General features: G+C 63.1%; 11 protein-coding genes. 4 read left to right on the forward strand and 7 right to left on the reverse strand.

Annotated features, from left to right (window positions below; translation table 11 throughout):
* Window positions 1–83: 83 nt before the first annotated feature.
* Window positions 84–545 (reverse strand): nuclear transport factor 2 family protein, encoded by a 462-nt coding sequence (locus ABW18_RS15550; protein ID WP_049699901.1) that lies wholly within the window; start codon window positions 543–545, stop codon window positions 84–86.
* Window positions 546–548: 3 nt separating this feature from the next.
* Window positions 549–1,841, reverse strand: coding sequence for a cytochrome P450 (locus ABW18_RS15555; protein WP_049699902.1), 1,293 nt, complete (start codon window positions 1,839–1,841; stop codon window positions 549–551).
* 250 nt (window positions 1,842–2,091) lie between these two features.
* Between ABW18_RS15555 and ABW18_RS15560 the strand changes: the two genes are divergently transcribed.
* Both ABW18_RS15560 and ABW18_RS15565 read left to right on the forward strand, forming a co-directional pair.
* Window positions 2,092–3,255: a steroid 3-ketoacyl-CoA thiolase gene (locus ABW18_RS15560; RefSeq protein ID WP_049699903.1), complete on the forward strand. Its 1,164-nt coding sequence runs from the start codon at window positions 2,092–2,094 to the stop codon at window positions 3,253–3,255.
* Between the two features lie 17 nt (window positions 3,256–3,272).
* Window positions 3,273–3,752 (forward strand): nitroreductase family deazaflavin-dependent oxidoreductase, encoded by a 480-nt coding sequence (locus tag ABW18_RS15565; protein WP_049699904.1) that lies wholly within the window; start codon window positions 3,273–3,275, stop codon window positions 3,750–3,752.
* 1 nt (window position 3,753) lies between these two features.
* On the opposite strand, the gene ABW18_RS15570 is transcribed toward ABW18_RS15565, so the two are convergent.
* Window positions 3,754–4,383, reverse strand: coding sequence for a TetR/AcrR family transcriptional regulator (locus ABW18_RS15570; protein ID WP_049699905.1), 630 nt, complete (start codon window positions 4,381–4,383; stop codon window positions 3,754–3,756).
* Window positions 4,384–4,520: 137 nt separating this feature from the next.
* Between ABW18_RS15570 and ABW18_RS15575 the strand changes: the two genes are divergently transcribed.
* A complete protein-coding gene (locus tag ABW18_RS15575) occupies window positions 4,521–5,792 on the forward strand; it encodes a cytochrome P450 (RefSeq protein WP_049699906.1) in 1,272 nt (423 codons plus the stop codon).
* 97 nt (window positions 5,793–5,889) lie between these two features.
* Window positions 5,890–6,702 (forward strand): glycosyltransferase family 2 protein, encoded by an 813-nt coding sequence (locus ABW18_RS15580; RefSeq protein ID WP_049699907.1) that lies wholly within the window; start codon window positions 5,890–5,892, stop codon window positions 6,700–6,702.
* Here ABW18_RS15580 and ABW18_RS15585 read toward each other — a convergent pair.
* The 4 genes from ABW18_RS15585 to ABW18_RS15600 form a co-directional block, all read right to left on the reverse strand.
* On the reverse strand, window positions 6,654–8,018 hold the full coding sequence (locus ABW18_RS15585) for a condensation protein (protein WP_049699908.1): 1,365 nt from the start codon (window positions 8,016–8,018) through the stop codon (window positions 6,654–6,656). The genes ABW18_RS15580 and ABW18_RS15585 overlap by 49 nt on opposite strands.
* Window positions 8,015–9,472 carry a condensation domain-containing protein gene (locus ABW18_RS15590; RefSeq protein WP_049699909.1) on the reverse strand — a complete coding sequence of 486 codons (1,458 nt, stop codon included), beginning with the start codon at window positions 9,470–9,472 and terminating at the stop codon, window positions 8,015–8,017. Before ABW18_RS15590 ends, ABW18_RS15585 begins: the two co-directional genes overlap by 4 nt.
* The gene (locus tag ABW18_RS15595) at window positions 9,469–10,944 is read right to left on the reverse strand and encodes a condensation domain-containing protein (protein ID WP_049699910.1); all 1,476 of its coding nucleotides are present in this window, start codon (window positions 10,942–10,944) and stop codon (window positions 9,469–9,471) included. The genes ABW18_RS15590 and ABW18_RS15595 overlap by 4 nt, the downstream gene beginning before the upstream one ends.
* 89 nt (window positions 10,945–11,033) lie before the next feature.
* Window positions 11,034–11,858, reverse strand: a complete 825-nt coding sequence (locus ABW18_RS15600; RefSeq protein ID WP_414652019.1) for an alpha/beta hydrolase — start codon at window positions 11,856–11,858, stop codon at window positions 11,034–11,036.
* Window positions 11,859–11,862 lie beyond the last annotated feature (4 nt).

The raw sequence follows: 11,862 nt of genomic DNA on the forward strand, positions 1-11,862 counted from the left end.
CTCATCTGTCACGCTTCACCTTCGGCAGTGCCGAAGGTGAAGTGCCACAGACGAGGTGCGGATTTCGACCCAAGTCCCAGACGTCAGGCCGGCCGGACCGAGTTGATCGTCTTCTCGACCTCCCAGAACGCGCGCAGCGCCGACAGCTTGCCCTCGTCGTCGGCCCGATAGGTGAACACGCCGTGCGCCTCCGACACGTGGCCCGCGATGTGGGTCACGATCTTCCCGACGTACGCGACCTCGTTGCCGCAGATGATCTCGTCGTCGAAGACGAAGTCGATACTCTCGGTTGTCGCGATCGACAGATCCCAGAACTGCGAGATACGCTCTCGCCCTTGGAATCCGACCCCTCGTTCATCGAACATCGACGGCCCGACCGGGTCCTCGACCTTCGCGTCGGCCGCGAAATTGTCGAGCCAGGCCTCCTTGTCACGAGCCGCGACCGCCTCCCGCGATCGACGGCCCGCCACCACTGCGGGATTGTTCTCCCTATCGATGCCCAGATATGCGGGTTGACTCGAATCCTGTTGGGCTGCACTGGTCATCGGTCACCGAGTCCCGTAGTCGACCTGGAGTTCCTTCACGCCGTTGATCCAGCCGTGCCGGAGTCGACGCGGCTCGTCCAGCCGCGAGATGTCGGGCACGAGGTCGGCGATCGCGTTGAACATCAGGTTGATCTCCATGCGTGCGAGATTCGCGCCCACACAGAAGTGCGCTCCATTGCCGCCGAATCCGACGTGCGGGTTGGGGTCGCGCAGGATGTTGAAGGAGAACGGATCGTCGAACACGTCTTCGTCGTAATTGGCTGAGCCGTAGAACAATCCGACGCGCTGCCCCTGCTTGATGTCGACGCCGCCGACCTGCGTGTCGCGTTTGGCGGTGCGCTGGAAGCAGTTGACCGGCGTCGCCCAACGCACGATCTCGTCGACCGCCGTTGCGGGGCGTTCCTTCTTGAACAACTCCCACTGGTCAGGGTGCTCCAGAAAGGCATTCATGCCGTGGCTGATCGCGTTGCGCGTGGTCTCGTTGCCCGCGACGGTGAGCAGGATGAAGAAGAATCCGAACTCGGCCTCATCGAGGTGCTGTCCGTCGATATCGGCGTTGACCAGCGTGCTGACGATGTCGTCGACGGGACACTTTCGACGCTCCTCCGCCATGTTGTAGCCATAGCCGAGGATCTCTGCCGACGCCATCTGCGGATCGACGCCTGCGAACTCGGGATCGTCGTAGTTCATCATGCCGTTCGACCAGTCGAACAGCTTCTTGCGATCCGACTCCGGGACACCGAGCAGATCGGCGATCGCCAGCAGCGGGAGGTCGACGGCCACGTCGTGGACGAAGTCGCCGGTTCCCCGGTCGGCCGCCTGGCGCACGATGGTGCGCGCCGCGTCGTCGAGCTTCTCCTCGAGCGCCTGCACGGCCCGCGGCGTAAACGCCTTCGAGATCACCTTGCGCAGGCGGGTGTGCTCGGGCGGGTCGTGATTGATCAGCAGCGCCTTGGTGACGTCGAGCTGATCTTGAGGCATCTCGTCGTCGAACCGCATGATGACGCCGTTGGTCGACGTTGCCCAATCCTCGTTGTTCTTCGAGATCTCGCGAACGTGTGCGTGCTTGGAGACGACCCAGTAGCCGCCGTCGTGGAAACCGCCACCCTTACCCGGGAGCTGGGCATTCCACCAGACGGGAGCGGTCTTGCGCAGGGCCGCGAACTCGGCGACCGGGATGCCCTTCTCGAGCAGGTCCGGACTGGTGAAATCCCACCCCTCCTGATGCATGAACGGGCATGATGCTGCTGGTGAGGATGACGTCTGGTCGGCCCCCACGCCGTCGGTCTGGATCACGTGAAATACCACCCTGTTCTCAATGTTTGCAACCGAGACGCGAACGTGTTCACGTCTCACTGACGCTCACTGTACACACAGTATCGCACCAAAACAGGAACTCGTTCTACTTTTCTGCCGGCGCAATGGACAGGAACAGGAACATGTTCTACTTTCGTGCCAGAGCAGTAGATCTGTACCAGTGCAGTCCGCGCGCAACAGGGCTGCGCCGAGAAGTAGCAGAAAAGTAGAAGCCCGAAAGGTGACGGACATGGGTGTGCCGGTAATCGTCGAAGCAGTGCGAACCCCCATCGGCAAGCGGGCGGGCTGGCTCTCCGGTCTACACGCTGAGGAGCTACTCGGCCTCACTCAGCGCGGCTTGATCGAGAAGGCGGGTATCGACGCATCGCTGGTCGAGCAGGCCATCGGCGGATGTGTCACCCAGGCAGGGGCGCAGGCCGGCAACATCACGCGCAAGGCGTGGCTGTCGGCCGGGCTTCCCGAGCAGACCGGTGCGACGACCATCGACTGCCAGTGCGGCTCGGCGCAGCAGGCAAACAACCTGATCGCCGGGCTGATCGCCTCGGACGTGATCGACGTCGGCATCGCGTGCGGCGTCGAGCTGATGACGCACACCCCGCTGGGAGCCAACGTTGGCGTCGACGCCGGCCCGTACCACGCGGACTCCTGGAACGTCGAGATGCCCAATCAATTCGAAGCCGCAGAGCGAATCGCAGCACGCCGCGGGATCACCCGCGCCGACGTCGACGAACTCGGGGTGCGCAGCCAGCAACGCGCACATCAGGCGTGGGACGAGCACCGGTTCGACCGTGAAGTGTTGAGCCTCAAGGCCCCTGAGCGCACCAAAGAGGGCGTGGTGACCGGCAACATCATCGACGTCACACGCGATCAGGGCCTTCGCGACACCACACCCGAATCGCTCGCGGCACTCAAGCCGGTCATCGACGGCGGCATCCACACCGCGGGCACGTCGTCGCAGATCTCCGACGGCGCTGCGGCCGTCCTGCTGATGGACGAGACCAGAGCGCGCGAGCTCGGACTCCGCCCACGAGCACGACTGCGGGCCGCCGCCCTCGTCGGGTCCGAACCGTACTACCACCTCGACGGCCCGGTCCAAGCCACCGAACGGGTGTTGGCCAAGGCGGGAATGTCGTTGTCCGACATCGACATCGTCGAGATCAACGAGGCATTCGCGTCGGTGGTACTCAGTTGGGCTCGCGTGCACGGCGCCGACATGGACAAGGTGAACGTCAACGGCGGCGCTATCGCCCTCGGACATCCGGTCGGCAGCACGGGTTCGCGGTTGCTCACCACCGCACTCCACGAACTCGAACGGCGTGACGCACAGACTGCTCTGGTCACCATGTGCGCGGGCGGCGCACTGGCAACCGGCACCATCCTCGAGCGCATCTGAGAGTCACGGGAGAGCGCATGAAGGCCGAAAACCGTCCCACACAACTCGATTCACCGATCGTGTCGAAAGCGATCAAGCTCGGCTCACGCCTCAACACCGCACTGTACAAACGCAGCGGAGGTCGGCTCGGCCGCACATGGCGGGTCGGCGCGGCGATGCGCAACCCCGTCGACGTATGTCTGCTGACCACGATCGGCCGCAAGTCCGGCCAACCGCGCACCGTGCCGCTCCTCTATCTGAGCGACGGCGACACGATCGTCGTCGTCGCCTCGCAGGGCGGATTACCGTCGAACCCGGCATGGTACCTCAACCTGCGCAGCAACCCCGACGTGTCGATCCAGATCGGTTCGCAGACAGGCGAATACACGGCACATACGGCGAACGAACGGGAGCGCGAACGACTCTGGCCTCGCCTGGTGGAGCTGTACGCCGACTTCGACACCTATAAGGCGTGGACCGAGCGCACCATCCCGGCGGTGATCTGCACACCACGCTGAGTCAGATGCGATCACCCGGCACGGCTGCGCCCGTCGGCAACGCGCGGATCGCCGCACCCGCCCACGCATCGAGGAATGCACGACGCTGCGCACCCGAACGTGCCGTACTGTGGTCGATCATCATGGACTGCAGTGTGCGCAAGACGATTTCGACGATGATATCCATCTCGGCCGGCCCGTATCCGCGTGCAGCCCAGTCGACATCCATGCGCTCGACCATCGAACGTGCGAATGTCTGACCGGCCTCCGACGTCACCCCCTCCACCGCGAACAGACTCACATTGTCTGCCGCGAACAGAAGGCCGACGTAGCGGTCGTCGGGCAGCTCTTGAAGTACGACGTCGATCCCCTCGACGACCGCGGCGTCGGGCTCACGAATACCGCTGATTCGTAGCGCGATTCGCTCGAGAAATGCACCGACGGCGTCGAGAGCGGTTGCCCGGAGCAGCGCCTCAGCGCTGGGGAAGTATCGATACACCGTCTGGCGAGTGACCCCGAGAGTGCGCGCGACGTCGCTGATTGTCGTCGCAACACCGTGTTCGTCGATCGCCGACCGCGCGGCCGCAAGAATGCGCGCCGTGGCCTCCGCGTCGTCGACCGGGACACTTCCGGCCCAGCCGTGCGTACGCATCCTTCGCGACCACCTCCCGGCACCGATTTCCCAGTACCTATGTCCCGGCACCCACTTCCCAGTACCGACCTCTACCAGCGCAGACCGTATCACGGGAAAACGACCATACACATGGAATCAAACTGTATGGTGAAGCCATGACAGCCATCACCACCGATGCGGCTTGCCCATTCGGCAAGGGTTTCGACTTCACCGATCCCGATGTGCTCGAATCCGGGCTACCGAAAACCGAATTCGCTCACCTGCGCCAGACCGCGCCCGTCTGGTGGAACGAACAGCCACTCGGCACCTCGGGTTTCACGGACGGCGGCTACTGGGTGATCTCACGACACAGAGACGTGCGCGAGATCTCGAAGAACAACCAGGTGTGGTCGACGAATGCCAACGGCGCCATCATCCGACTCCCCGACTACGTCACCCCCGACCAGATCGAGTTCACCAAGGCGCTCCTCGTCAACCACGATCCACCGGAGCACACTCGTCTGCGCAAGATCGTGTCGCGACTGTTCACACCGAAGGCTGTTGGGTCACTGGAGGAGAATCTCGCAACGTCGGCGCGCCAGATCGTCGAATCGGCCGCAGCCAAGGAGTCGGGAAACTTCGTCGACGACGTGGCCATCCACCTTCCCCTGCAGGCGATTCTGGATCTCATCGGTGTCCCGACAGCCGACCGTCCGCGTATTCACGAGCTCGTCGACGCGATCATCAACAGCGACGATCCCGACCACACGATCGACCCTGCGATGGCCAATGCCGAGCTCCTCGGCTACGCCTATTCGATGGCCGAGGAGCGTCGGCGTAACCCCACCGACGACATCGTCACCACTCTGATAGAGGCCGACATCGACGGAGAGTCGTTGTCCGACATCGAGTTCGGGTTCTTCGTCATCCTGCTGATCACCGCAGGAAATGAGACGACCCGCAATGCGACCAGCCACGGTATGAACGCCTTCATGTCTCACCCCGAGCAGTGGGAGCTGTTCAAGTCGCAGCGCCCGAAGACCGCGATCGACGAGGTGCTGCGCTGGTCGACCCCGGTCAACGCCTTCCAGCGGACGGCCAAGGTGGACACCAGCATCGAGGGCGTCGACATCGCCGCGGGACAACGGGTCGGAATCTTCTACGGTTCGGCAAACTACGATGAGGACGTCTTCGACGACCCGTTCACGTTCAACATCCTCCGAGATCCCAACCCACATCTCGCTTTCGGCGGTAGCGGCGCCCACTTCTGCATCGGCGCCAACCTCGCGCGCCTCGAACTCTCCCTGATCCTCAACGCTGTCGCCGACGTACTCCCCGACATCGAGCGGATCGGAGAGCTGCGTCGTGTGCGATCAGGCTGGCTCAACGGCGTCAAAGACCTGCCCGTTCGCTACGGCGCAACCGGGGGCTGCCCGGTCGCGCACTGAGCAGTCTCCGCGTCTCTGGATTGCCCACTACCCCGACGTCGCTTTACTCACATCACATTCACGTGCAAGACAGTCACCATCCCGGTTGAATGGCAGCATGGCGAACGAAAGCACTGAGTTGGCGGCCCCGCGAGTCGCTGTCGTGGTCCCCGCCTACAACGAGGTCGACTACATCGGAGACACGATCCGCGCGCTGCAACAGCAAACTTTTCGCGATACTGCCGCCCACGATGCGCGCGCGCCATTCCGCATCATCGTGGTGGACAACAACAGTACCGACGGGACCGGTGATCTCGTTCGCGAGCTCGCGTCCCACTCGGCTGTCCCCATCGATGTGCTCACCGAAGTCGAGAAGGGCACGGGTAGTGCCGCAGACTCGGGCTTTCGTTACGCAATCGACGCCGGAGCCGAGTTCATCGCTCGCACCGACGCCGACACGCTCCCCGCGCCGGACTGGCTGACACAGATCGTCGCCCCACTGCTCGATGGCAAGAGCCTCGCGGGAGGTCGAGTGCGGGCCCGCAGTTCCGACGGAGCGCGTGCGATCGCGTTCAACCTGATCGGCACGACGTGGCGCCTCGGACACCTCATCACCTGGTTGCGCACACGATCTCAGCCGGCGCACCTACGAAAGAGTTTCCTGGTTGTCGGAAACAATCTGGCGGTCACCGCTAATACCTACTGTGCGGCAGGTGGATTCCCGCGAACGAAGATCGACGATGTCGATGAGGACGCGGTCCTACAGCAGCGCGTCACCGCACAGGCGGGAGCCGATTCCGTAGCGCTCGCACCGCATGCCGTTGTCTACACATCTCTTCGCCGACTGCAGGCCTACGGCACTCGGGGTTACCTCGATTGGTATCAATCCAAGAACGCCGGCGACGGCGACGTGCCCACAGATGTTCGCTGATCAACAAGGCGCTCGCTGATCTCCCTGACCGCAGCACCGGTGAGCTCCAGTACATCGCCGACCACGGACTCCGCCGCCGCTGTAGCGGGGTACCGAACCCTGACATGGATGCCATCGTCGTCGCGCCACAGCCACCACTGCACGTTGTCGGTCGCGTGGTCGCCCGATAACTGCTGCACTGCAACATCTTTCGACGGTCGACGTTGACGGGTGTAATCGACGTACGAAACCATGAAGACATCGCCGCGTGTGCTGCGCAGTCTGCTGCCGAATGTCTGATAGACCGCCGTCAGTCCGACGCTCGCGAGAGGTAGAGCTTCGGCGAGTCGATCTGCGTTGAGCGGCAACAGTTCGACGAGGTCCCCCTCGCCGCGGACACGCAGCGGGATGTTGGCAACCACCCAGGCAACGATCGACTCGGATGTCTGGAGCCCCGACGGGACGATCAGCGCGGTATCGGCCGGACCACCAGCCAGACGGATTGCGCGCCCGATGCACGTCAACAGCGCCGAGAACGTTCTCGCGCCACGCGTGTGTACAGCCGAGCTGAAGTGCTGCGCCTCAGACCTACCGAGGAGGGTGCTCACCCGTGTTCTCATCGGCGCTCGCCGTCCGGGTTCCAGCCCCAGGTCGAGGGGAAAAGCTGGTATCTCCCAGTCCGATTCGTCGAGGAATCGGAACCAACCGGCGAGTCGTGGATCGTCGGGGGCCACGTCGCCGCTGAACGTATGCGCGCGCACGGCGGCCAACCCCGAGCCGGCACTCGACAATGCACGGCCGGCAACCACGTCAGAGATGTCGGCTGCGAGCACCGTCAATGATCGCGCGTCGACGTAGAAGTGATCGAACGCGCAGATCACAGTGGTGGTATCAGGACGGAGCACCGCCCCGAAAAAGTGCGAAAGCGGCTCGGTTGGGTTGCATGCCAGAGCGATTCGCTCGAGCACCAGCTTCGTCATGCCCGCGTCTGAGGCGTCGGTCGGAGCCTGGGAGTCAACACTGACGCCGATCGACGACAAGGGGACTTCGCGCCGACTGAGGTCATGGCCATCCGCTACAACATAGGTTCGCAGGACATCATGCCGCGACAGCAACACCTCGGGAAGCCGTGCCAGCAGCCCGCGCTCAACCGGATAGGGAAAGTCGAGAACCAGTGTCAGCGAACCCGGATGCCCCGCTCGATGAGAATCAACGTGAAATCGTTCGTTCTCCGACAGTCCGGTATCAGAAGGCAGATCGTCTCCGATGAGATCGGCATGAAAGACGGAGAGTTGACCCGAGCTCAGTGAATAATCCTGTGTACCAGTTAGTTTCATTGCCTCACCCGGGTACCCGCGATCGCGGTGACCGCGGAGTCTGCAGATTCCAGGAGCGCTCTGAGCTGTGCCGCAACTGTGTCGAGATAGCGATTGATGTTCGCGCGAGCGACATCGTTGTCGGGAATTTGAGATTCGACGACCAATCCGTCAACCATCCGACTCAGCCACAAGTTGGAGTTCTTGGTTTTGCCGATACCAGGGAACCCCACAGTGGTTCCGACAGTGGGGTCGTCGATTCCCGGCAGCCGACGGTGATCGATGTAGGTCACCATCTGAGGAGAACCGGCCATCTGTGGAAGCTCGCCGGACCGCGCAAGGACCTGCAGAACCGCTCCGATGGGGGCGGCCGCAGCGTTCTTGGCCCGCTTCACCGCGACGGATGCCGTGCGCGCCAACTCAATCGGGTCAGCTCCGGGTTCAACGTCGAAGTACACCGGTGCGAAGTTGCATGCCCAGCCCTGAGTGAACTCGAACTCAGGCCCGCGAGTTGCCAGCGCAGTCGTCGTGAAGAAGCGCTTCTCCCCTGTGCACAGGTACTGCGCAGATGCCAACGCGGAGAACAGGCATCCAGCAATGGTGACCCAGCTCGACGAAGCACTGACGATGTCGAGCGCATCGGCTTCGTCTGCTGTGAGCAGATCCCGACGGCAGCGCACAGCAGGCGCGGGAGCGTCGTCGTCGAGTCCGAGTGGAACCGGCGAATCGGGAAGAGATCCCTTGATGGCCAGCGCTTCTCGCCACGCCTTGACGCCGATGTCATCGGCACGCACACGCGCAGCGCGACGATGCTCATCGGCGACGTAGCTGTCGAATGATGCCACATCGGTCAGCTTGACCGACGTTCCCGAGGTCTCCGCCCGATACAGTGCGTTGATCTCGTCCATCGCCAGCCATAACGAATAGCCGTCCCCGTGCACGTGATCGGCGCCGAGGTAGAACGTGAATCCACCATCGCCGTCGAACGCTCCGAAGTGCATCGACTGCGGGGAATCGAACGCGGTCGCAACGGAGATGCGATTCGCGAGGTAGTCACCCGCATCCGCCGCGTCGACTCTCCGACTCCGGCCCAGCGGCCACTGCGCCACCATCTCGATGTGGGTCTGCGGTATGACGTACCGTTCGACGCCCACCTCGCCCAGCGTGTAGTAGCTCCGCAGTTCGTCGTGCCGTCGTACGAAGGCCGTCAGCGCTGCGGCCATCGCAGCCGGGTCCAGCGGGGTATCGAATCTGGCAACAGCGCCCACGACGGAACGGTGCTCGTCGCCGCGGGCTCGCGCCGCGGTCGAAGTGACCACGTGCTCGGTCTGCAGAAACGTTGCACCACCGGTCACACGTGCGGCCTGCAACGCCGCATCAGGTGAACACAGCGACCACTCGATGGGCGTGCCACCAGGAAACTGCCTACGCAGCAGCGGTTCTGGCGTCGCAGCCGCGCCGAATACCACCGTCATGCCGTGATGTCCGCCGACGCTTGCGACGTCATCTCGCGCGCAAACATGTAGTCATGGTCACCAGCGTCGACGATCGTGCGCAGAACCTCCGCGAACACCGAGAGGAAAGCTTCGACCTCGCGCCTACGCTCCCCCGACGGATAGCGCGTCGAGATGTTGATCCCGTCGGGAATCCGGTTGATCCACAGGTACACCTCGTCGACTTCCCGGGTGGCACTGCGCAACACTCGCGCGTTTCGACGATCCCATTCCGCAGCTCCCTGCGCCCGCCGCAGATCGATATAGGACACGACGAATCCCGGAGGCGTCACGTCGCCTCCGATCAGATCAGCGATCGGGGCGAACGGTGCGGTACCCACGTTCTTGTACCGCGACACCGACTCGGCGACACGCGGCAGAGCCTGAGAGAAGGTCTGCGCATCAGATGGATCGAGGTGCACGGGAACGAGACCGACGAACCACCCGACTGCCTCGCCCCACTCGGGTCCCGTGCGCGTGTGTACAGGGCTGACAAATCGCATTTCGCCAGTTCCGGCGAGCGCCGCACTCGCGATCGACATCGCAGTGTAGATACCCGTGGTCACCGAGCCACCTGCTGCCTTGCAGATGTCGTTGAATCGAGCGGCCTCCGCGCTGTCGAGAAGGTCCTGCGAAAGACTCACTTGCATACCGGAATCCGGCTCGCGGGGAGGCACTACCGCGTCGACGCCACCGGCGACACAACGAGGGAAGCGGGGCATCGCATGTGGCTGGACGGACGTGGGTGACTCGTTGAAGAACTGCCGCCAGGCGACGACGGCAGAGTTGTTCGCATCGATCTGTTCACCCAGATGCCGCTCCGCATCGCTGAAGTCCAGGTAGCTGCCGTACTCGGCGAGCCCATGGTGCTCATCGTTGATCTCCGCGCGATAGAGGGCGCTGAGCTCATTGATCGCGAAAACCTGTGTGTAGGCGTCCATCACGGTGTGGTCAGCACCGAAGACGACGAGGAATCTGTCGTCACGGTCATCGGGTTCCAGAGTCACGACGACGCAGTGCGGCCAGGTCAACGGGTTGACCGTGGTATCGAAGAAGTCCTGAATCCTCTGGCGGGCCGCGTCGGGCGACGCCGCCACACCCATCGAAAGCCCGGAAACTCCGACGGCCTCCGGCTCGATGGTCATCCGCACCAGATCGTCCTCAGGAGTCCCGCCGAGCTGGACTGCGGAACGGAGCGCCTCGTGGCGGGCGAACCACTGCCTGATAGTCGCGGCGAACGCATCGCGGTCGAACCGCTCCTCGATGGTGAAGGCCGTTCCGATCCAGTGTCCGTGCCATTCGTCACCGAGTTCGGCAGCGCGTCGAGCGTGCTCGAGGTGCATGTATGAGAGCCGACGAGAATCGGCACACCATGAATCCGGGTCGGCAGTAGCTTCCCACGCGGTGATCGCGCCAGTGGGAACCTGATAGTCAGCGAGCTCTGTGTATTCCATCGGCATCCTTTTCAGTCACCCGTGCACGGGTACACGTGAATACCCCGGGTATCGAGGAGGGTTTGCAGCCATTGTTAACAGAATGGAATTCAGCTGTTCATCCCATGCTCAAGAATGGGCCAGCTCTCACGCTGCTGGTCTCGCCAGTAAGGCCATGCGTGAGTTCCAGGATCAACGTAACGAATTGTCGCCCCAATATGCTGCGCCGTCAATCGGGACTCCAATTGTTGGGTGCACCAGAGGGAACCCGTTTCGATTGCTCCGCCAATGACCTGCCGATCAATGGGGTCGGAATTGTCCGGATATCCGGGTTGGTCATACGTGCCCGCCCGCCCTGTTCCAGTGGATATATAGAGCGTGGTGCCACGGAGGTTGTGCGAGAGCGACAGTACGTCGTGGGCCGCCCAGCCCGGACTACCGGGAGGCCCCCACATGTTATTTGCGTCACCCCCGAAGGCTGCGACGATCGCCCGTGGATAAGCCTCGCCTGCGACGCCTGTGGTGCTGTAGCAACCGCTGTAGGCACCAACCGCCCTGTAGAAACCCGGGTTCCTCGCCGCGAGCACCAACCCCGCTCCCGCGCCCATCGAGATCCCCGCGATCCCTCGTCGTCCGTTGCCGTCGAACGCGGCGTCGATAAGGGGCGGCAGCTCCTTCACAAGGAAGGTTTCCCACTGGTAGCGGCCTAGTTTCGGGTCGTCGCGCTGCCAATCGGTGTAGAAGCTTCCGTTGCCCGCCAACGGCATGACAACGTTCACATTCTTGTTCGCGTAGAAGTTTCGGGCGTCGGTCTTGCGTAGCCACATGCTGTTGGTCGGGTCCTCTTCACCGAGACCACTCAGCAGGTACAGCGATGGCCTGGTTCCCGAAGGGTTACGGGGCGTGATCACCTGCACCTTGATCGTCTTGCGCATGGCA

The organism is Gordonia jacobaea (genome assembly GCF_001186365.1).
Lineage (GTDB): Bacteria > Actinomycetota > Actinomycetes > Mycobacteriales > Mycobacteriaceae > Gordonia > Gordonia jacobaea.

What these genes read in the sequence shown, in the direction of transcription:
- ABW18_RS15550 (WP_049699901.1), bottom strand. Translation starts at nt 545, where the DNA reads ATGACCAGTGCAGCCCAACAGGATTCGAGTCAACCCGCATATCTGGGC.
- ABW18_RS15560 (WP_049699903.1), top strand. Translation starts at nt 2,092, where the DNA reads ATGGGTGTGCCGGTAATCGTCGAAGCAGTGCGAACCCCCATCGGCAAG.
- ABW18_RS15565 (WP_049699904.1), top strand. Translation starts at nt 3,273, where the DNA reads ATGAAGGCCGAAAACCGTCCCACACAACTCGATTCACCGATCGTGTCG.
- ABW18_RS15570 (WP_049699905.1), bottom strand. Translation starts at nt 4,383, where the DNA reads ATGCGTACGCACGGCTGGGCCGGAAGTGTCCCGGTCGACGACGCGGAG.
- ABW18_RS15575 (WP_049699906.1), top strand. Translation starts at nt 4,521, where the DNA reads ATGACAGCCATCACCACCGATGCGGCTTGCCCATTCGGCAAGGGTTTC.
- ABW18_RS15580 (WP_049699907.1), top strand. Translation starts at nt 5,890, where the DNA reads ATGGCGAACGAAAGCACTGAGTTGGCGGCCCCGCGAGTCGCTGTCGTG.
- ABW18_RS15585 (WP_049699908.1), bottom strand. Translation starts at nt 8,018, where the DNA reads ATGAAACTAACTGGTACACAGGATTATTCACTGAGCTCGGGTCAACTC.
- ABW18_RS15590 (WP_049699909.1), bottom strand. Translation starts at nt 9,472, where the DNA reads ATGACGGTGGTATTCGGCGCGGCTGCGACGCCAGAACCGCTGCTGCGT.
- ABW18_RS15595 (WP_049699910.1), bottom strand. Translation starts at nt 10,944, where the DNA reads ATGGAATACACAGAGCTCGCTGACTATCAGGTTCCCACTGGCGCGATC.
- ABW18_RS15600 (WP_414652019.1), bottom strand. Translation starts at nt 11,858, where the DNA reads ATGCGCAAGACGATCAAGGTGCAGGTGATCACGCCCCGTAACCCTTCG.